The sequence below is a fragment of the Streptomyces caeruleatus genome (assembly GCF_001514235.1).
GTDB classification, from domain to species: Bacteria; Actinomycetota; Actinomycetes; order Streptomycetales; family Streptomycetaceae; genus Streptomyces; species Streptomyces caeruleatus.
This window is the reverse complement of sequence record NZ_KQ948925.1, coordinates 318,648-337,687: the sequence shown is the minus strand read 5'-3', so window position 1 is coordinate 337,687 and position 19,040 is coordinate 318,648. Positions and strand designations below refer to the sequence as shown.

The following is a 19,040-nucleotide window of genomic DNA, read 5'->3' as shown; positions in this document are numbered from 1 at the left end:
ACTCCCGATGAAACGCAAAGGCACGACGACCGCAGCCCTGCTCGCGGCCGCCCTCCTCGGCACCCTCGTCACCGGCTGCGGCGGCGACGCGTCGGCCGGCGACGCCACCCACGTCACCGTGACCGTCGGCTACCAGTCCAAGACCATCAACACCGTCACCGCGGGCACCCTGCTGCGCTCCCTCGGCTACTTCGAGCGCGAACTCGCCGCGCAGGGCAAACGGGACGGCATCTCCTACAAGGTCGAGTGGCAGGACTACGCCACGGGCGCGCCCATCACCGCGCAGATGACCGCGGGGAAGATCGACATCGGGTCGATGGGCGACTTCCCGCTGCTCATCAACGCCGCCCGCGGCAAGCAGCTGAACCGCCCCACCCGGCTCGTGTCGGTCACCGGCTACAACCTGCGCGGCGCCCTCAACACCGTGGTGACCGCCCCGCAGTCGAAGCTGGCCTCGCTGCGGGACCTGAAGGGCAAGAACGTCTCCACCAGCGTCGGTTCGGCCGCCGACGGAACCCTCGTACGGGCGTTGCAGCAGGCCGGGCTCGACCCGGAGAAGGACATCCGCAAACTCAACCAGCAGCCGGCGGTGGGCGCTTCGGCGCTCCAGGCGGGCAGCGTCGACGCCCTGTCGCAGTTCGTGGCCTGGCCCGGACTGCTCGCCTTCCAGGGCAAGGCGAAGGCCCTGTACGACGGGGCGGAACTCAACCTGCCCACCTTCCACGGGGTGACGGTCCGCGAGGACTTCGCCGAGCAGCGGCCGAAGGTCCTCGACGCCTTCCTCACCGCGCAGATCGAGGCGACGCGCTATCTGAACGACCACCCCGTGCAGGCCGCCGAGAAGGTCGCCGAGGCCACCGACCTGCCCCCGGAGGCCGTCTACCTCTACAACGGCAGCGGCGGCATCGCCACCTTCGACCCGGCTCTCAAGCCGCAGCTCGTCGCCGCGCTGAAGAAGGACGTACCGGTGCTGCGCTCCGCGAAGCTCGTCGGCGACGTGGACGTCGACTCCTTCGTCGACGACGGCCCCATCAAGAGGGTGTACGGCAAGGAGTACGCCGAGCGGCTCGCCGCCACCCCCGAGCCCTCGCGCGCCGAGGTGTGGCTCAAGGGCGAGGAGCGCACCCGTCCCTTCGACTCGCCCACCGCCCTGCTGAAGTTCGTCGCCGGACACAAGGGCGACGTACGCGCCGCCTATGTGCCGGACGCCGGCAACGGCACCCGCTGGTACGCGGACCGGGCCGTCTGGGTCCAGGACGGCAAGGAACTGCGGCCCTTCGTCACGCCCTCCGGCGCCCGCGCGTACACCCAGGCGCACCCCGGCGCCCGCACCGTCTCCTACGCCACCGCGCTGGAGCAGGCGTCATGACCGCGGTGACCGCCCCGCCGAAGAAGGCGTCCGCGGGGCCGCCACCCGCCGCGGGCCGGCGCACCGCCGGGTTCCGGCCGGTGGTACGCCTCCTGTCACTGCTGGCCGCGCTCGCGCTGTGGCAGCTGCTGACCACGCTCGACGTCCAACTGTGGCTGCGTTTCGACCAGTTCCCGTCCGTCACCGACGTGGCCCGGGAGTTCGGGCAGCGGCTCGGCGACGGCGCGTACTGGCAGGACGTGAGCGACAGTCTGCGCAGGATCGTGACCGGCTTCCTGCTCGCGGCGGTGCTCGGCGTCGCCGCGGGCGTCGCCGTGGGCCGCTCCCGCTGGACCGCGGACCTGATCGGCCCGGTCCTGGAGGTGCTGCGGCCCGTCCCCGCCATCGCACTCGTCCCCGTGGCGATCCTGCTCTTCCCCAGCAACGAGCAGGGCATCGTGTTCATCACCTTCACCGCCGCGTTCTTCCCGGTGCTGGTCGCCACCCGGCACGCGGTGCGCGCACTGGCCCCGGTGTGGGAGGAAGCGGTGCTCACCATGGGCGGCGGACGGTGGCGGGTGCTCGCCTCCGTGGTGCTGCCGGGCGCCCTGCCGGGGATCTTCGGCGGGCTGTCGGTCGGGATCGGCGTCTCGTGGATCTGTGTGATCTCCGCGGAGATGATCTCCGGCGAGTACGGCATCGGCTACCGCACCTGGCAGGACTACACCGTCATCGACTACCCGGGTGTCTTCACCGGCATCGTCAGCATCGGCCTGCTGGGCTGGCTGACCTCCACCCTGGTGGAGGTTCTCGGACGCCGGCTGACGCACTGGCTGCTGCGGCGCGAGGGGAGTGCCACATCATGAGCACGCACACACGTGTCGCTTCGACCGGCTCCCGGGCCGACGCCCCCGCCGCCGGCGCCCGGATCGGGCTCACCGACGCGGAACTCGGACGGCCGGGTGCCGCCGTGCTGCACGGGGTGGACCTGGAAGCGGCCCCCGGCGAGATCCTCACCGTCGTCGGCCCGTCCGGGTGCGGCAAGTCCACCCTGCTGCGGACGCTGGCCGGTCTGCTGCCCGCGCTCGCCGGGCAGGTCACCCAGGACGGACGGCCCGTCACGGGCCCCGGCGCGGACCGTGCCCTCGTCTTCCAGGAGGACGCGCTGCTGCCCTGGCGCACGGCACGCGCGAACGTCGAACTGCCGCTGGCCATCAGAGGACTGGGCCGCGCCGAACGCAGGGCCCGGGCAAAGGAGTGGCTGGACCGGGTCGGCCTGGCCGGCCTGGAGCGCCAGTTGCCGCACCGGCTCTCCGGAGGACAACGGCAACGGGTCCAGCTCGCCCGCGCCCTCGCCGGACAGCCGCGCGCCGTCCTCATGGACGAACCGTTCGGCGCCCTGGACGCCCAGACCCGGGCCGGCATGCAGCAGTTGCTCGTGGAAGTGTTGCGGGGCACGGGCGCCACCGTCCTCTTCGTCACCCACGACGTGGACGAGGCCCTGTTCCTCGGCGACCGGGTCGCGCTGCTTGCCGACGGCGGGCTCACCGGGATCCGGCAGGTGCCACGGCCCCGCGACCGCGCCGCCCACGACGACCCCGCGACGACGGCCCTGCGCCGTCAGGTTCTGGATTCTCTCGGTACCAAGGTGCTCTGACGACATGTCAGTCCCGTCTGATTGGTCACCGCTCATGAGCTCGGGCGCTCGGATCTGTCGGCGACTGCGGGGCGGTGGGGGCCGTTCGCGCAGTTCCCCGCGCCCCTGAGTTGGCCTCGCGGCCGCCAACCCAGGGGCGCGGGGAACTGCGCGACCAGCCACACTCGGCCCGCACCTCTTCGCCACGCCCCAGCCCCGCGCCCCCCCGCAAGCTCCGAAAGGCCACCCACCATGACTCCCGCGACCCTGACTCAGATCCCCGCCCTCGACTCTGCCGAGGAGCTGACCTGCGACGTCCTCGTGATCGGGGGCGGTACCGCGGGCACCATGGCCGCGCTGACCGCCGCCGGACGCGGCGCGTCGGTGCTGCTGCTGGAGAAGGCACACGTACGGCACTCCGGAGCACTCGCCATGGGCATGGACGGCGTCAACAACGCCGTCATCCCCGGCCGGGCCGAACCGGACGACTACGTCGCCGAGATCACCCGCGCCAACGACGGCATCGTCGACCAGTCGACGGTCCGTCAGACCGCCACCCGGGGCTTCGAGATGGTGCGGCGCCTGGAGTCGTACGGCGTGAAGTTCGAGAAGGACGAGCACGGTGAGTACGCGGTGCGCCAGGTGCACCGTTCGGGCTCGTACGTGCTGCCGATGCCGGAGGGCAAGGACGTCAAGAAGGTCCTCTACCGGCAGTTGCGCAGGCGGGAGAACCGCGAGCGGATCCGGATCGAGAACCGGCTGATGCCGGTGCGGGTGCTGACCGCCGACGGCCAGGCGGTCGGCGCCGCCGCCTTCAACACGCGTACCGGGGAATTCGTGACCGTGCGCGCGGGGGCCGTGATCCTCGCGACGGGTGCCTGCGGACGGCTGGGGCTGCCAGCGAGCGGCTATCTGTACGGCACGTACGAGAACCCGACCAACGCGGGCGACGGCTACGCGATGGCGTACCACGCGGGCGCCGAGCTCACCGGCATCGAGTGCTTCCAGATCAACCCGCTCATCAAGGACTACAACGGCCCGGCCTGCGCGTACGTCGCCAACCCGTTCGGCGGCTACCAGGTCAACCGGCACGGGCAGCGCTTCGTCGACTCCGACTACTGGTCCGGGCAGATGATGGCGGAGTTCGCCGCCGAGGTCGCCTCCGACCGGGGCCCGGTCTACCTCAAGCTCAGCCATCTGCCCGAGGAGTCGATCTCGGCCCTGGAGTCCATCCTGCACTCCACCGAGCGTCCCACCCGCGGCACCTTCCACTCCGGACGCGGCCACGACTACCGCACCCACGACGTGGAGATGCACATCTCCGAGATCGGCCTGTGCGGCGGTCACTCCGCCTCGGGGGTACGGGTCGACGACCACGCCCGCACCACCGTGCCCCGGCTGTACGCGGCCGGCGACCTGGCCTGCGTCCCGCACAACTACATGATCGGGGCGTTCGTCTACGGCGACCTGGCGGGCGAGGACGCCGCCCAGTACACGGCGTACCAGGGCGAGCTGCCGCGCGAACAGCTCGCCGAGGCCCACGAGTTGATCTACCGCCCGCTGCGCAACCCCGACGGCCCCGCGCAGCCGCAGGTGGAGTACAAGCTGCGCCGCTTCGTCAACGACTATGTCGCCCCGCCCAAGAGCGGCGCCCGGCTGTCCCTGGCGCTGGAGCACTTCGAGCGGATGCGGGACGAGATCGCCGAGATGGGGGCGCGGACGCCGCACGAGCTGATGCGCTGCGCCGAGGTCTCGTTCATCCGTGACTGCGCGGAGATGGCGGCCCGTTCCTCCCTCGCCCGCACCGAGTCCCGCTGGGGCCTCTACCACGAGCGTCTGGACCACCCCCAGCGGGACGACTCGGACTGGCTGCACCACCTGGACCTGCGCAAGAGTCCGACCGGCGCCATGGAGTTCACGGCACGTCCCGTCGCCCCCTACCTGGTGCCCGTGACGGAGTTCACCCCCGTCGGCGGCCCCTCGCGCCACCTCGGCGAGGTGGATCCGCTGCCGACGGCCACGGCGGGGCGCCGGGAGGCACCGCCGGCGGCGGCCGGAGCGGAGCAGGGCGGCGCCGCCCCGACCGTCGGCGCGACGTACGGTGCCTCGGAATCCAGCCGGGAACGGCTCCTCGAACTCGTCGCTCTCACCGAGGAGGAGCCCGAACTCCGGGCGCTGGAGCCCTACTTGAAGGACCCGGACGCCGTCGTACGCCTGGAAGCCGTCAGGGTGCTGACCGAGACGGCCCCGCCCGGAGCGGGCCCGGCCCTCGCCACCGCCCTGGCCGACGGCGACGGACACGTACGGGCCGCCGCCGCCTCCTCGCTGCGTGAGCTGGCCGAAGTCCTCCCGGCGGAACCGGAGTTGCGGGACACGCTGGTGGCCGCCCTGACGGTCGCGGATCCGACGGCTCGCAGCACCGCCCTGGACCTGCTGCGTGCCCTGCGCCTCGGCGACGCCGCCCTGTTCGCCGGACATCTGGCCGCCCCGGACGTCGACGTGCGCCTGGCCGCCGTACGCGCCCTGGTCTCGGTGGACGCGGTCGCCGCCCTGTCGGCCGCGGCCGCGGACACCGCGCGTGAGGTACGGGTGGCCGTGGCGCGCGGGTTCGCGGCCCTGGCCCCGCACATCGACCTGGAGCGGTCCCTGGCACAGGGCGAGGGCGCGGCGGTCGCCCTGACCGGCCTGATCCTGGATGTCGACGTCCTGGTACGCGCCGCCGGCCTGGAGGCCCTGGGTGTCCTCGGCGTCCCCGGCCAACTCCTCGCCACCGTCACGGCGGCACTCACCGACCCGGCCTGGCAGGTCCGCACGGGGGCCGCGACCGCCCTCGGCGGCGCCGCGCCTGACCCCGGCGTCCCCGCTCTCGCCGAGTTGCTGAAGGACACCAACGCCGATGTGCGCAAGGCCGCCGTACTCGGTCTGTTGCGCCATGCCGAGCACGACGACGCCCGCACGGCGCTGGCGAGCGCGGTCGACGACGCCGACGCCGATGTCCGCGCGTACGCGGGCCGGGCGGCGCGGTGAACCGAAGCCCCCTCCGCTCCCAACACACCGAAGTCAACTTGGAGTTTGGTTGGTCTGCACCATTGACTGGTACAGACCAAAGCGGTTGAGTGTGTCTCCATACCCCCCACCACGGCCGCCCCCACGCCGTGGCCGACCCCGTCGGCGCGTGCGCACAAGGCTCTGCTTCGCCCTGCCCTTGGCCGGGTGCGGCCGTGCTCCGCAAAGGAGTTGATCCTGTGTCGAGGCGCCGCATAGCCGCTCTGCTGTCCTCCCTCGCCCTGGGCAGCGCCGCCCTGCTCCTCCAGCCGGCCCCCACCGCGTCCGCCGCCGGGTTCGTCGTCAGCGAGTCGCAGTTCAACCAGATGTTCCCGAACCGGAATCCCTTCTACACGTACAGCGGCCTCACCGCCGCCCTCAGCGCCTACCCCGGCTTCGCCAACACCGGCAGCGACACGGTGAAGAAGCAGGAGGCGGCCGCCTTCCTCGCCAACGTCAACCACGAGACCGGCGGCCTGGTCCACGTCGTCGAGCAGAACACCGCCAACTACCCCCACTACTGCGACCGCAGCCAGCCCTACGGCTGCCCCGCCGGCCAGGACGCCTACTACGGACGCGGCCCCATCCAGCTCAGCTGGAACTTCAACTACAAGGCGGCCGGTGACGCCCTCGGCATCGACCTGCTGGGCAACCCCTGGCGGGTGCAGAACGAGTCGGCCGTCGCCTGGAAGACCGGCCTGTGGTACTGGAACACCCAGAGCGGCCCCGGCACCATGACCCCCCACAACGCCATGGTCAACCAGGCCGGCTTCGGCCAGACGATCCGCTCCATCAACGGCTCCCTGGAATGCGACGGAAAGAACCCGGCCCAGGTGCAGAGCCGCGTCAGCGCCTACCAGCGCTTCACACAGGTCCTCGGCGTCTCCCCGGGCGGCAACCTCTACTGCTGACGCCACCCGGGTGTCCGGGAGGTGTGCGAGACTCCGCCGATGACCTCCGAAACGATCACCGCGAAGGCCTCGGGCACCTTCACTCTCGGCGACCTGTCCGTGAGCCGCGTCGGCTTCGGCGCGATGCGGCTCACGGGCAGCGCCGCCTTCCACCACGGGACGCCGAGCGACCGGGACCGTTCGATCGCCGTCCTGCGCGAGGCGGTCGACCTGGGCGTCGACCACATCGACACGGCCGCCTTCTACTTCTCCGCCCTGCGTTCCGCCAACGAACTCATCAACACCGCGCTGGCGCCGTACGGCGACGACCTGGTCATCGCCACCAAGGTCGGCCCCCACCGCGAGTACGACGGCGACTGGGGCACCTCGGCCCGCCCTGACCAACTCCGTGGCCACGTCGAGGAGAACCTGCGCCAGCTCGGCCGCGACCACCTGGACCTCGTGTACCTGCGCCGCATGGGGCAGGACTCCATCGCCGAGCACTTCGGCGCGCTGGCCGAGCTGCGTGAAGCGGGCCTCGTCCGCCACCTCGGCGTCTCCAGCGTGGAGCCACGGCACCTCGCCGAGGCGCAGGCCATCGCGCCCGTGGTGAGCGTGCAGAACCGGTACGCGCTCGACCGGCCCGATCCCCAGGCCGACGAACTCCTGCGCCGGTGCGGCGAACAGGGCATCGCCTTCGTGCCGTTCTACGCCGTGGCCGGTGACACGGGGGAGCGGGGCGCGACCACCGCCCACGACGACGAGGTTCTCGCCGTCGCCCGGGCGCACGGCGCGAGCCCCGCCCAGGTGCGCATCGCCTGGACCCTGCACCAGGGCCCGAACGTCCTCGCCATCCCCGGCACCGGCAACCCCGGCCACCTGGCCGAGAACGTGGCCGCGGGCGCCCTCCGCCTGACCGCCGACGAGCTGGCTCGGCTCAACTCGGTGCGGCAGCAAGCCGGTTGAGCCAAACCGATCACCTCGCCGGTCTCGCTCAGCCCGTGTATCCGGTCACCGGATAGTGGTCGGAGAGGTTCGTGTACGTGTAGTCCGTCCCCCAGCTCGACACCGTCCAGGGCGCGCTCTGCTCCTTGACGACCTCGTTCTTCCAGACCGCCGGACGCACGTGACCCGCGCGGTGCAGGACGTAGTCCAGGTCCTCGCGCGGGTCGTCCGGGTAGCGGTCACGGGCGACGGAGTTGTCCTGGGTGTCGAACGAGTACGCGTGCCCGGCGCGCGCGTCGGCGCCCACCAGCCCGCCGTCGGCGAGCATCGAGGCGTACTCGGACGTACGCGAGTCGACGTTCATGTCACCGGCGACCAGGACCTGTTCGCCCGCCGGGATGTTCTTGGCGTCCAGGAACGCGTCGATCGCCTTGAACTGCCGGCTGCGCATCGCGGCCGCCTCACCGGCGTCACAGCCCGGGTCGGTGGACTGCGCGTGCGTGCCGACGACGTGCACCTTCGTGCCGTTCACGTCCAACACCACGTACGCGAAGCCCTTGTTGGACCACCAGTCCGCCCCGCACGCGTCCTTGTAGACCCACTGCTCCTTGCGCAGCACCGGCCACTTGCTGAGGACCGCGACCCCGCCGTCCTCGGGCGTCGTCGCCGAGTACGCGCCGCCGGTGGCGTCCCAGCCGCTCCTGCTCCGCCCCACCACCGGCGTCTGGTAGAGGTACTCGCCCGCCACCGAGGCCTTCAGCGCGTCCGACGACGCGTTGTCGAACGCCTCCTGCACCACCACGACGTCGTTCCCGCGGAAGAACGACGCCTTCGCGATCTCAGCGGCCCGGTGGGCCTGGCCCCAGTTCGGGTACAGCGACCTGCTGAACAGAAACACGTTGTACGACAGCACCCGCAGCGGCGTTACCTGCTCGGCGGTCGAGGCGGTCGAGGCCGCTGAGGCAGCGGGCGCCGCACCCGCGAGCCCGCTGGTGGCGAGCGCGAGGGCGAGCACGGCTGCGCCCGGGGTGCGGCGCGGTGCGAAGAGCGTCACTGGATCTCCCTGAGGGTGAGGGGGGTTGAGTGGCGCCGCACATCAAACCACCGGCGATTACTCCCAGGTAACTCCCGTGCGTGGAAAGAATGTCGGCCGGCGGTACGCCCGGCTGTACTCCCGGCTCAGACCACCCACGCCCCGTCCCGCAGGAGATACCGGCCGCGCATCTCGTGCTCGCCGTTGCGCGCCTGCACCACGCGCGGACGCACCCGGAAGTAGACGTACGGCGCCTCGTCCGCCCGGGGATCCCAGCCCGTCTTCGCGAGAAACGCCCCGGCCGCCGCGGCCGGAACCTCGTCGGCGGCGTACATCTCCGCGTCTCCGTCGACGAGGACGACGTCCAGCGTGTCCCCGAGCGCCAGCCGGGCCCGTCGGCCGTCGCGCAGATTGCGGCCGGTCGGGGTGGTCGGCCGGGTCGCGAGCCACAGGGACTCGCCGTGCCACACGAACCAGAGCGGCACCAGACACGGCACCCCGTCGGCGTCGGCCGTGGCCACCCAGACGTCCATCTCCTCCTCCAGGCGGACCAGGAGATCGCGCTTGCGCTGCTCGGGGGCACGGGGCGGCTTGGTGATCTTCATGGGCCGGACCGTACCGGGGGAGTCCGCGGTACGGATCGGGCCCAGGGCCCGCCCGGGTTCGGGCTTGAGGCCTAGGTCCCGTCCCCGGTGCGGTCGAGGGTCCCTCGCGCACGCGACTGGCGCCCACGACGTTTTACGTATAACCTCACCCGTCAATCGCACCTCCCGGAAGGCCCCGATGAGACGCATCGCCCTGGTCACCCTCGTCGTCGACGACTACGACGAGGCGATCCGCTTCTACACCGAAGCCCTCGGCTTCCGGCTCGTCGAGGACACCCCGCGTCCGGACGGTTCCCGCTGGGTCGTCGTCGCGGCCGACGAGCAGGGCACCGCGCTGCTGCTGGCCCGGGCCAAGGGTGACGAGCAGCGCGCCCGGGTCGGCGACCAGACCGGCGGGCGCGTCGGGTTCTTCCTGCACACCGACGACTTCGCCCGCGACCATGCCCGGATGCTCGCCGCCGGCGTGACCTTCCTGGAGGAGCCCCGGCACGAGGCGTACGGCTCGGTCGCCGTCTTCCAGGACCTGTACGGCAATCGCTGGGACCTGCTCCAGCCCGCCGACTGACCCTCCCCCCGCTCCCGGAACCACCCCGCTCAAGGCTCAAAGAAAGACCCCGCCATGACTGCTACGCGCGTAGACGCCGATGTGATCCGCCGCCTCCCCAAGGCCGTCCTGCACGACCACCTCGACGGCGGCCTGCGCCCCGCCACCGTGGTCGAGCTCGCGGCCGAGGTCGGCCACACCCTGCCCACCACCGACCCGGACGAGCTCGCCGCCTGGTACTTCGAGGCCGCGAACTCCGGTGACCTGGTCCGCTACATCGCCACCTTCGAGCACACCCTCGCCGTGATGCAGACCCGCGAGGGCCTGCTGCGCACCGCCGAGGAGTACGTCCTCGACCTGGCGGCCGACGGTGTCGTGTACGGCGAGGTGCGGTACGCCCCCGAGCTGAACACCAACGGCGGGCTGAGCCTCGCCGAGGTCGTCGAGACGGTCCAGGAGGGGCTCGCGGCCGGTATGGCGAAGGCCGCGGCCGCCGGTACCCCGGTGCGCGTCGGCACCCTGCTGTGCGGGATGCGGATGTTCGACCGGGTGCGTGAGGCCGCCGACCTCGCCGTGGCCTTCCGGGACGCCGGTGTCGTCGGCTTCGACATAGCCGGTGCCGAGGCCGGCTTCCCCGCCGCCGACCACCTGGCCGCCTTCGAGCACCTGCGCCGCGAGAGCGTGCCGTTCACCATCCACGCCGGTGAGGCCGACGGCCTGTCCAGCATCCACCAGGCCCTCCAGATCTGCGGCGCCCAGCGCATCGGCCACGGCGTGCGCATCACCGACGACATCGTGGACGGCAAGCTCGGCCGCCTCGCGGGCTGGGTGCGGGACCGCCGTGTCGCACTGGAGATGTGCCCGACCTCCAACCTCCAGACCGGCGCCGCCACCTCCATCGCCGAGCACCCGATCACCGCGCTGAAGGACCTCGGCTTCCGTGTCACCCTCAACACCGACAACCGCCTGGTGTCGGGGACGACGATGACGCGCGAGATGTCCCTGCTGGTCGAGGAGGCCGGCTGGACCGTCGAGGACCTGCGCACCGTCACCGTGAACGCCCTGAAGAGCGCGTTCATCCCGTTCGACGAGCGCAAGGCCCTCATCGAGGACGTCGTCCTCCCCGGCTACGCGCTCTGAAGCAGCCCGCGCACGTAGGCGGCCTGTCCGACGTGCTGAAGATCGTCGGACAGGACGCTGACCAGCCGTACGCCCAGGGTGACCGGTGGATCCCAGCGGTCGTCCACGACCCGCTCCAGATCCTTGGCGGCCACCTCGCGCAGCGCTCCCAGGGTCTGGGCGTGCACGGCGTCGTAGTAGCCGGTCAGCAGGTCGCCGGAGTCGACCCGCACCTTGGCGACCTTCGCCGCGGTGTGGCCGTAGCCGGTGTCGTGGCGGGGCAGGTCGAGGCCGAAGGTCTTCTGGAAGTCCTGGGTGAGCCACACCTGGTCGAGATCGAAGGCGTCGGCGATGTGGTCGTCCTGGACGCGGGTGAGATGCCAGATCAGCCAGGCGACGGAGTTGGCGTCGGGGGAGGGGCGGGCGACGAGTTCGTCCGGGTCCAGGCCCTCGACCGCGGCGTGGACTTCTTCCTTGATGCGGTTGTACCCGTCGATGAGGATGTCCTTCGCATGCATGGCTCCACCATCGCGCAAAGCCGTCCGTCACGCGCCCCTGGGCCGTCCGGCATGTGTTCCCGCGCGCCCTCGGCCGTCGTACCGCGGATGTGTTGATGGGCGGCGCGGACCTGACCGACCGCCCCGCTGGGCGTCGGCGGTGGTCGTCCGCCGCGCGCCCCATGAGCCGTCCGTCACGCGCTGCCCTCCGTCTCCAGCAGCGCCATCAGCGCCCGCGCCGCCGGGCTCGTGGCCTGCGGGGGCGGCAGCAGGGCGACCGTCTCGTAGACGGTCTCGCCGGTGTCCTTCACCGGCAGCGCGGTCAGTGAGCCGCGCTTGTGCCGGAAGTGGCGCGGTACGACCGCGATGCCGAGGTCCTCGTCGACCAGGTCCAGGAGGCTGTGCACGTCGTTGACCTCCAGGGCGACGGTCCGCCGTACGCCCGCCGCCGCGAACACGGCGTCGGTGGTGCGGCGCGGCCCCCAGTCCGGGTGGAAGTCGACGAAGACCTCCCCGCCCAGCTCCTCCGGGGTGACGGCGGCGCCGGCCTCCGCGAGCCGGTGGCTGGGGTGGCACAGGACGGTCATCGGCTCGCCGGTGAGCGGTACGACCCGCAGCTGGTCGGTGTCCTCCTGCGCGGCCCGCACGGCGAAGGCCAGATCGAGGCGCCCGGCCGCGACCTCCTCCGCGAGCGCGCCCGAGCCCGCCTGGCGCAGGCAGATCTCCACGTCCGGATGCTGCCGACGGAAGGCCGCGAGCAGCCCGGCCACATGCACCCCGGCGATGCACTGCTCGGACCCGAGCGCCAGCATCCCGCGCAGCACGCCCTGCACCGCGGCCACCGCCTCGTGGGCGGCCCGCACCTGCGCGAGGATCCGTTCCGCCTCGCACAGCAGCGCCCGCCCGGCCGGGGTGAGGGTCACCCTGCGGGTCGTGCGCACGAACAGCGGGGTCTGCAACTCCCGTTCCAGGGCCCGGATCGAGGCCGACAGACCCGACTGGGACACCATGAGCCGTTCGGCCGCCCGGGTGAAGTGCTGGTCCTCGGCGACCGCCACGAAATGCTGGAGATGGCGCAGTTCCATGATTGAGCAGCGTAGCCGCTGAATCCCATCTGATTTACCTGTTGGACCACTGCCAGCAGGTCACGACAGAGTGGAGGGCGACTGGAACACCGGCTCATCGAAGCCGGCCTCCCTGTGCCAACCCCTCTGGAGTCGCGTTGTACACCGCACACACCGACCGCTACGCGGACATGCCCTACCGGCGCACCGGACGCAGCGGCCTCAAGCTCCCCGCGCTGTCCCTCGGCCTGTGGCACAACTTCGGCCCGGCGGACCGCTCGGTCGAGCACCAGCGGGCCATCCTGCGCCGCGCCTTCGACCTCGGCGTCACCCACTTCGACCTGGCCAACAACTACGGCCCGCCGCCCGGCGCCGCCGAGTCGGCGTTCGGCGAGGCGCTGAAGGCGGACTTCGCGCCGTACCGCGACGAGCTGATCATCTCGACCAAGGCCGGCTATCTGATGTGGCCCGGCCCGTACGGCGAGTGGGGCTCCCGCAAGTACCTGCTGTCCTCCCTCGACCAGAGCCTGAAGCGGATGGGCCTGGAGTACGTCGACATCTTCTACTCGCACCGCCCCGACCCGGACACTCCGCTGGAGGAGACGATGGGCGCCCTGCACTCGGCGGTGCAGCAGGGCAAGGCGCTGTACGTCGGCATCTCCAACTACTCGGCCGAGCAGACCCGCGAGGCCGCCTGCATCCTGGGCGAGCTGGGCACCCCGCTGCTCATCCACCAGCCCGCCTACTCGATGCTGAACCGCCGCCCCGAGGACGAGGGGCTCCTCGACGCCCTGGACGAGCTGCAGGTCGGCTCGATCGTCTTCTCCCCGCTGGCGCAGGGCCAGCTGACCTCCCGCTACCTCGACGGCATCCCGAAGGACTCGCGGGCCGCGAGCGGCAGCCCGTTCCTGAACGCCGACGCGATCACCGAGGAGCTGCTGGGCAAGCTGCGTGCCCTGAACGAGATCGCGGGGTCCCGCGGCCAGACGCTGGCCCAGCTGGCCCTGGCCTGGGTCCTGCGCGGCGGCCGGGTGACCTCGGCGCTCGTCGGCGTCAGCAGCGCGCAGCAGATCGAGGACAGCGTCGCCGCCATCCGCAACCTGGACTTCGACGCGGAGGAGCTGGCCCGGATCGACGAGATCCTCAAGGGCTGATCCGCTCCGTCAGGCGCACGGTCACCGAGTCGCCCTCCTGCTTCCCGATGGCCTCGCGCACCTCGGCCTTCACGGGAAGCTTGTGGGTGCCGTCCCCGAGGGCCATGAACGAACTCCGGAACGGATGTCCGTCGACCGTCCCACGGACCTTGACCAGTCCGCGGGTACCGAAGAAGTCGGCGGACTCCGGCCAGACGACATAGGTCCAGCCGCCCTCGCTGGGGCTCTTGAGCAGGACGGCGGTGAATTCCGCGTCCACTCGCGTGTTCGTGGTCATGGTGCGCTCCGTTCGCGGCGGTCCCCTCGGCGGCCTTCACTGGTCCAGGCCTTCAACGGTCAGACCGCCGCGACGTACGGAACTCATCGGTCCTCCCGAGGTAATGCCCGGTCACGACCCCTGTTGACGTGTACCCGCCGTATTTCAGCCAACACGGGCTGTGAATATGCCAGGAGACTGGCCGGAAAGTCGTGGTGACAGTGTTTCAGTAGTGAACATACTCACTACGAGGGTGCCTCACATGGGGCGACGGCGCCCTTACGCACCGCTCACGAGCCGCAGGGAAAGCGAGGTCCGCCGACAGGCGAACACGGCAACACGGGGGAGGTCACGTGCACGACGAGTTCCTGTGCCATGTCACCGCATACGGCGTCTGCGGCGGCCGGCGCATCGGAGTACCCCTGGGAACGTACCGGGCGCCCACCCTGGCCCTCGCGCTGTGGTGGCTACGGGACCGGGCCTCCTGGATCGCCGAGCGATTAGACCCGCGACCGGACGCCGAGCACTTCCCGCCGAGTGCCCTCGTCCCGGTCGCCGACAATGTGCCCGACGTGCCGGCCGTGCTCCGGACCTGGTGCGGTGACCTGGGTCAACAGGAGCTGGTGGCCGATGAGTTGGCGGCCGGACGGCTGGTGCGGATCGCCGTGAGCGACGAGACCACCGAGTACGAACTGCTCGCCGAGTCGGTGGACGCCCTGCGGATGCAGCGGACCATCCCGGCCCTGTTCGTCCCCGTCGGCTAGCCCTGATGGGCGGAACCCGCTCAAGCAGGCGCATATCCGAACAGATCGATAGAATCATGGCATGGCGGAGCGACCGGCCGCACCGACCGCGCCTGTACTCGTCCTGGAGACCGAGTCGGGATCCACCGTGATGACCCCGGGCCGCGACTACCACGTCGGACGCGACCCCCTCAGCGACATCTTCATCGACGACGCCCGCGTCTCGTGGCACCACGCGGTGCTGCGCCCCGACGCCGACCACTGGACCCTCGCCGACGAGAACAGCACCAACGGCACCTACACCGAGGGCCACCGCATCCGCGAGTGGGACGTCGGCCCCGGCACCGTCATCCGCTTCGGCAACCCGTCCGATGGCCCCCGCGCGGTCCTGCTCGACCGCACCCCGCCGGTCGGCTCGGCGGACCGACCCTCGGCCGTCTCCATGCCGAGCCTGACGGGCACCTTCCGCCGGCCCACGAACGTCCGGCCGCTACCCGCCCGCGCCGTCCGCATCGGCCGCGCCACCGACAACGACCTGGTCATCGACGACCTGATCGTCTCCCGCCACCACGCCGAACTGCGCGCACTGCCCGACGACACGTACGAGATCGTCGACCTGGGCAGCCACAACGGCACCTACCTCAACGGCAGTTCCGTCACCAGCGCCCCGGTCGGTGTCGGTGACATCGTCGGCATCGGCCACTCCGCGTTCTGCCTGGTCGGGGAGGAACTCCAGGAGTACGTCGACACCGGGGAGGTCTCCCTGGAGGTGCAGGACCTCGCGGTCGCCGTCGACCACGGCCGCAAGCTCCTCCTCGACAACGTCTCCTTCCCGGTCGGGGAGAAGTGCCTGCTCGCCGTCGTAGGCCCGAGCGGCGCCGGCAAGTCCACCCTGCTCAACGCCCTCACCGGCCTGCGCCCCGCCGACCACGGCACCGTCCTCTACGACGGCCGCGACCTCTACCACGACTACGCCGAGCTCCGTCAGCGCATCGGCCTGGTCCCGCAGGACGACATCCTGCACGCCCAGCTCACCGTCCGCGGCGCCCTGTCCTACGCCGCCGAGCTGCGCTTCCCCCAGGACACCGCCAAGGCCGAGCGCCGGGCCCGGGTCGACGAGGTCATCCACGAGCTGGGCCTGGAGCAGCGCGCCGACCAGCCCGTGCACAGTCTGTCGGGCGGCCAGCGCAAACGCGTCAGCGTCGCCCTGGAGCTGCTGACCAAGCCGTCGCTGCTGTTCCTCGACGAACCGACCTCCGGCCTCGACCCCGGCATGGACCGCTCGGTGATGCACATGCTGCGCGGCCTGGCCGACGACGGCCGCACCGTCATCGTCGTCACCCACAGCGTGCTCAGCCTCGACATCTGCGACCGCCTCCTCGTCCTCGCGCCGGGCGGACGGATCGCCTACTACGGCCCGCCCGAGGAGGCCCTGCTCTTCTTCGGCTTCGAGCACTGGCCGGAGGCCTTCGAGGCCTTCGAACGCGACCAGGAACGGGACTGGGCGGGCGACTACCGCGCCTCGATCTACCACCGGCAGTACATCGCCGACGCCACCGCACAGCCCCGGCAGCCGCGCACCGGCCCGGTCCTCATCACCCGGCCGCCCCGGCCGCGCAGCAGGCGCGCCCAGCTCGGCACCCTCATCCGGCGCTACGCCTCGGTGCTCAGCGCCGACCGCACCTTCCTCGTCGTCATGATCGCCCTGCCCTTCGTGATGGGGGTGATGACCCGACTCCTGGCGGGCGGCAGGCTGACCGCGGACAAGGCGTCCGCCGCGCTGCTCGTCCTGTGCGTCGGCGCCGTCCTCACGGGCGCGGCGAACGCCGTGCGCGAACTCGTCAAGGAACGCGTCATCTACCAGCGCGAGCGGGCCGTCGGCCTGTCCAGATGGGCGTACGTGCTGTCCAAGGTGGTGGTCCTGGGGACGATCACCGTGCTGCAGGCGGTCGTGCTGACCCTGGTCGCGCTGCTCGGCGTCGACCTTGGCGCCCCCGGTGGCGAAGGCGTGCTGATGCCGCCCCTTGTCGAGATCACCATCGTCGTCGCGCTGCTTGCCTTCACCGCGATGATGCTCGGCCTGGTCGTCTCCGCGCTGGTGTCCAAGGAGGAGGTGACCATGCCGCTGCTGGTGCTGCTCGCCATCGTCCAGGTGGTCTTCTGCGGCGCTCAGCTGAAGCTCGACGGCGTCCCCGTGCTGGAGCAACTGGCCTGGCTGGTGCCCTCGCGGTGGGCGTTCGCCGCGATGGCCGGCACCGTCGACCTGGCCCGGATCGTGCCCGGTGACCTCACCGGCGATCCGCTGTTCGAGCACTCGGCCGGGGTGTGGCTGCTCAACGTCGGCATGCTCGTCGTGCTCTCGCTCCTCTTCGGCTACCTCGTCTCCCGGCTGCTGCGCCGGCGTGAACCCGTCGTGATGCGGAAGTAGGCGCGGACGATGACATCCCCCGGCTTCCGGCCCACCCACGTCGTCCCGCAGCGCGGCATGCCCGCCTGGGAGGAGCCCGACCCCGCCCGGCCCACCGTGCCCCTCGACGCGTTCCTGCCGGTCCAGCTCGTCGAACGGCGCGGCGACTGGGGGCACGTCCTGTGCGCCAACGGCTGGTCGGCCTGGGTCGACGGCCGCTTCCTGGTCGCCGTCCCCCGCGACCCGCCCACCGCCGACGGAGGCCCGGTCACCCGGACGGCCGATCCGCGCCCGCTGCTCACCCGCGTCGAGCGGGTGCTGGCCGACTACCGGTCCGTGGTGGAGGACCTGGTGTCCGGCGGCCTGGACGGCGAGTCGTTCCGCGCCCGTACCTCGGGGCTGCGGATCGGGGCGGTCGTCGACGGGGAGTCCATGTGGCTGTACGACGCCGAGGAGGGGCGGTGGGAGTACGTGGACGGCGCCCGGCTGACCACCTACGCCACGGACGACGGCCCCCGCGCGGCCGCCGACGACCCCGGCCATGCCCCGACCAGGGTCGTGACACCCGATGGCCCGTGACACCAGCCTCTTCTCCGGCCGGCCCTCCGAGCTGATCGGCCGCCAGGTCGCGGGCTACCGCATCGAGCGCGAGATCGGCCGGGGCGGCATGGCCGTGGTCTACCGCGCGAAGGACCTGCGCCTGGAACGCACGGTCGCGCTGAAGCTCCTCGCGCCCGAACTCGCCCGCAACGACACCTTCCGCCGCCGCTTCACCCACGAGTCCCGGGCGGCCGCAGCGATCGACCATCCGCACATCGTGCCCGTCTTCGAGGCCGGCGAGACGGACGGCGTCCTCTACATCGCCATGCGCTACGTCTCCGGCAGCGACCTGCGTCATCTGCTCGACAGCCAGGGTCCGCTGACGCCCGCGACGGCCCTGCGGATCGCCGCGCAGATCGCCTCCGCGCTCGACGCGGCGCACGAGAACGGCCTGGTCCACCGGGACGTGAAACCCGGCAACATCCTCGTCGCCCGCGGCACCGACAGCGACCACCCCGAGCACGCCTACCTCACCGACTTCGGCCTGACGAAGAAGTCCCTGTCCCTGACCGGCTTCACCACCGTCGGCCAGTTCGTCGGCACCCTCGACTACGTGGCCCCCGAGCAGATCTCGGGCAAGCCGGTCGACGCCCGCTGCGACGTCTACGGTTTCGCCTGCGTGGTCTACGAGTGCCTGACGGGCCACCCGCCGTTCCGCCGGGACGAGGACATGGCCCTGCTCTGGGCCCACCAGTACGACGACCCCCCGCCCCTGACCGAGGCCCGCCCCGACCTCGCCCCGCCCGTGGACGCCGTCTTCGCCGACGCCCTGGCCAAGAGCCCCGACGACCGCCACGACTCCTGCCTCGCCTTCGTCACCGACCTGCGCGCCGCGGTCACCGGAGGCCCCGCGGGCGGCCGCCCGGCGACGGCGGTGGACCACAAGGTCGTACCGGCCCCCGAAGCCCCCGCGAAGAACCCGCCGAAGCCACCGCCACGCTGGGCGGAACCGGTATTCCGGCAGTGAACCTCGGTCGCTCGTCCGGGCGGCCGGCCCGGCTGTGGGGGCGCCGGCCGACTGCGCGGCCACGGGCCACGGGCCACGGGGCCGCAGGAGCCCCGGAGGAGTCAGCGAAGGACGTGCGGAAGTCCCGACGCGCTGGGCGCAGCCGTCTCTCGGCCCGGTCTGCCGCGCGGCGGCCCCTCGCCCTTCG

18 protein-coding genes are annotated in these 19,040 nt (G+C 71.7%); 13 read left to right on the top strand and 5 right to left on the bottom strand.

Annotated features, from left to right (window positions below; all coding sequences use genetic code 11):
• Positions 1–7 precede the first annotated feature (7 nt).
• The 6 genes from AQJ67_RS06380 (at position 8) to AQJ67_RS06355 (ending at position 7,885) form a co-directional block, all read left to right on the top strand.
• Positions 8–1,369: an ABC transporter substrate-binding protein gene (locus AQJ67_RS06380; RefSeq protein WP_062717058.1), complete on the top strand. Its 1,362-nt coding sequence runs from the start codon at positions 8–10 to the stop codon at positions 1,367–1,369.
• Positions 1,366–2,214, top strand: coding sequence for an ABC transporter permease (locus tag AQJ67_RS06375; protein WP_079055804.1), 849 nt, complete (start codon positions 1,366–1,368; stop codon positions 2,212–2,214). The genes AQJ67_RS06380 and AQJ67_RS06375 overlap by 4 nt, the downstream gene beginning before the upstream one ends.
• Positions 2,211–3,005 carry an ABC transporter ATP-binding protein gene (locus tag AQJ67_RS06370; RefSeq protein ID WP_062717057.1) on the top strand — a complete coding sequence of 265 codons (795 nt, stop codon included), beginning with the start codon at positions 2,211–2,213 and terminating at the stop codon, positions 3,003–3,005. The genes AQJ67_RS06375 and AQJ67_RS06370 overlap by 4 nt, the downstream gene beginning before the upstream one ends.
• A gap of 231 nt (positions 3,006–3,236) precedes the next feature.
• Complete coding sequence (locus tag AQJ67_RS06365) at positions 3,237–6,011, top strand: fumarate reductase/succinate dehydrogenase flavoprotein subunit (protein ID WP_062717056.1); 2,775 nt, start codon at positions 3,237–3,239, stop codon at positions 6,009–6,011.
• Between the two features lie 218 nt (positions 6,012–6,229).
• A complete protein-coding gene (locus tag AQJ67_RS06360) occupies positions 6,230–6,940 on the top strand; it encodes a chitinase (protein WP_062717055.1) in 711 nt (236 codons plus the stop codon).
• Between the two features lie 39 nt (positions 6,941–6,979).
• Positions 6,980–7,885, top strand: a complete 906-nt coding sequence (locus tag AQJ67_RS06355) for an oxidoreductase (protein WP_062717054.1) — start codon at positions 6,980–6,982, stop codon at positions 7,883–7,885.
• A 28-nt stretch (positions 7,886–7,913) separates the two neighbouring features.
• Here the strand turns inward: AQJ67_RS06355 and sph are convergent, their stop codons facing one another.
• Together sph and AQJ67_RS06345 are read right to left on the bottom strand one after the other, a co-directional pair.
• Positions 7,914–8,918, bottom strand: a complete 1,005-nt coding sequence (gene sph, locus AQJ67_RS06350; protein WP_062717053.1) for a sphingomyelin phosphodiesterase — start codon at positions 8,916–8,918, stop codon at positions 7,914–7,916.
• A 125-nt stretch (positions 8,919–9,043) separates the two neighbouring features.
• The gene (locus AQJ67_RS06345; RefSeq protein ID WP_062717052.1) at positions 9,044–9,502 is read right to left on the bottom strand and encodes a pyridoxamine 5'-phosphate oxidase family protein; all 459 of its coding nucleotides are present in this window, start codon (positions 9,500–9,502) and stop codon (positions 9,044–9,046) included.
• Between the two features lie 178 nt (positions 9,503–9,680).
• Between AQJ67_RS06345 and AQJ67_RS06340 the strand changes: the two genes are divergently transcribed.
• On the top strand, positions 9,681–10,067 hold the full coding sequence (locus AQJ67_RS06340) for a VOC family protein (RefSeq protein WP_062717051.1): 387 nt from the start codon (positions 9,681–9,683) through the stop codon (positions 10,065–10,067).
• Positions 10,068–10,121: 54 nt separating this feature from the next.
• Complete coding sequence (locus AQJ67_RS06335; protein ID WP_062717050.1) at positions 10,122–11,186, top strand: adenosine deaminase; 1,065 nt, start codon at positions 10,122–10,124, stop codon at positions 11,184–11,186.
• Here AQJ67_RS06335 and AQJ67_RS06330 read toward each other — a convergent pair.
• Together AQJ67_RS06330 and AQJ67_RS06325 are read right to left on the bottom strand one after the other, a co-directional pair.
• Positions 11,174–11,683, bottom strand: coding sequence for a mycothiol transferase (locus AQJ67_RS06330; RefSeq protein WP_062717049.1), 510 nt, complete (start codon positions 11,681–11,683; stop codon positions 11,174–11,176). The two genes, AQJ67_RS06335 and AQJ67_RS06330, sit on opposite strands and share 13 nt — an antisense overlap.
• A 173-nt stretch (positions 11,684–11,856) precedes the next feature.
• Positions 11,857–12,747 (bottom strand): LysR family transcriptional regulator, encoded by an 891-nt coding sequence (locus AQJ67_RS06325; RefSeq protein WP_062717048.1) that lies wholly within the window; start codon positions 12,745–12,747, stop codon positions 11,857–11,859.
• 137 nt (positions 12,748–12,884) lie between these two features.
• Here AQJ67_RS06325 and mgrA point away from each other — a divergent pair, with 137 nt between their 5' ends.
• On the top strand, positions 12,885–13,880 hold the full coding sequence (gene mgrA, locus AQJ67_RS06320) for an L-glyceraldehyde 3-phosphate reductase (RefSeq protein WP_062717047.1): 996 nt from the start codon (positions 12,885–12,887) through the stop codon (positions 13,878–13,880).
• On the opposite strand, the gene AQJ67_RS06315 is transcribed toward mgrA, so the two are convergent.
• Entirely contained in the window at positions 13,870–14,157 is a 288-nt protein-coding gene (locus AQJ67_RS06315) for a DUF1905 domain-containing protein (RefSeq protein ID WP_062717046.1), read from the bottom strand. The genes mgrA and AQJ67_RS06315 overlap by 11 nt on opposite strands.
• 332 nt (positions 14,158–14,489) lie before the next feature.
• Between AQJ67_RS06315 and AQJ67_RS06310 the strand changes: the two genes are divergently transcribed.
• The 4 genes from AQJ67_RS06310 (at position 14,490) to AQJ67_RS06295 (ending at position 18,853) form a co-directional block, all read left to right on the top strand.
• Positions 14,490–14,900, top strand: a complete 411-nt coding sequence (locus AQJ67_RS06310; protein WP_062717045.1) for a hypothetical protein — start codon at positions 14,490–14,492, stop codon at positions 14,898–14,900.
• A 61-nt stretch (positions 14,901–14,961) separates the two neighbouring features.
• On the top strand, positions 14,962–17,307 hold the full coding sequence (locus AQJ67_RS06305) for an ABC transporter ATP-binding protein/permease (protein WP_062717044.1): 2,346 nt from the start codon (positions 14,962–14,964) through the stop codon (positions 17,305–17,307).
• 9 nt (positions 17,308–17,316) lie between these two features.
• Positions 17,317–17,865 carry a hypothetical protein gene (locus tag AQJ67_RS06300; RefSeq protein WP_062717043.1) on the top strand — a complete coding sequence of 183 codons (549 nt, stop codon included), beginning with the start codon at positions 17,317–17,319 and terminating at the stop codon, positions 17,863–17,865.
• The gene (locus AQJ67_RS06295; RefSeq protein ID WP_062717042.1) at positions 17,855–18,853 is read left to right on the top strand and encodes a serine/threonine-protein kinase; all 999 of its coding nucleotides are present in this window, start codon (positions 17,855–17,857) and stop codon (positions 18,851–18,853) included. The genes AQJ67_RS06300 and AQJ67_RS06295 overlap by 11 nt, the downstream gene beginning before the upstream one ends.
• Positions 18,854–19,040: the final 187 nt, after the last annotated feature.

Bases quoted from the DNA above. Each gene is read 5' to 3' on its own strand.
- AQJ67_RS06300 (WP_062717043.1), top strand. From the start codon at position 17,317: ATGACATCCCCCGGCTTCCGGCCCACCCACGTCGTCCCGCAGCGCGGC.
- AQJ67_RS06315 (WP_062717046.1), bottom strand. From the start codon at position 14,157: ATGACCACGAACACGCGAGTGGACGCGGAATTCACCGCCGTCCTGCTC.
- AQJ67_RS06335 (WP_062717050.1), top strand. From the start codon at position 10,122: ATGACTGCTACGCGCGTAGACGCCGATGTGATCCGCCGCCTCCCCAAG.
- AQJ67_RS06380 (WP_062717058.1), top strand. From the start codon at position 8: ATGAAACGCAAAGGCACGACGACCGCAGCCCTGCTCGCGGCCGCCCTC.
- AQJ67_RS06375 (WP_079055804.1), top strand. From the start codon at position 1,366: ATGACCGCGGTGACCGCCCCGCCGAAGAAGGCGTCCGCGGGGCCGCCA.
- AQJ67_RS06330 (WP_062717049.1), bottom strand. From the start codon at position 11,683: ATGCATGCGAAGGACATCCTCATCGACGGGTACAACCGCATCAAGGAA.
- AQJ67_RS06365 (WP_062717056.1), top strand. From the start codon at position 3,237: ATGACTCCCGCGACCCTGACTCAGATCCCCGCCCTCGACTCTGCCGAG.
- AQJ67_RS06370 (WP_062717057.1), top strand. From the start codon at position 2,211: ATGAGCACGCACACACGTGTCGCTTCGACCGGCTCCCGGGCCGACGCC.
- AQJ67_RS06305 (WP_062717044.1), top strand. From the start codon at position 14,962: ATGGCGGAGCGACCGGCCGCACCGACCGCGCCTGTACTCGTCCTGGAG.
- AQJ67_RS06295 (WP_062717042.1), top strand. From the start codon at position 17,855: ATGGCCCGTGACACCAGCCTCTTCTCCGGCCGGCCCTCCGAGCTGATC.
- AQJ67_RS06345 (WP_062717052.1), bottom strand. From the start codon at position 9,502: ATGAAGATCACCAAGCCGCCCCGTGCCCCCGAGCAGCGCAAGCGCGAT.
- AQJ67_RS06355 (WP_062717054.1), top strand. From the start codon at position 6,980: ATGACCTCCGAAACGATCACCGCGAAGGCCTCGGGCACCTTCACTCTC.
- AQJ67_RS06340 (WP_062717051.1), top strand. From the start codon at position 9,681: ATGAGACGCATCGCCCTGGTCACCCTCGTCGTCGACGACTACGACGAG.
- AQJ67_RS06325 (WP_062717048.1), bottom strand. From the start codon at position 12,747: ATGGAACTGCGCCATCTCCAGCATTTCGTGGCGGTCGCCGAGGACCAG.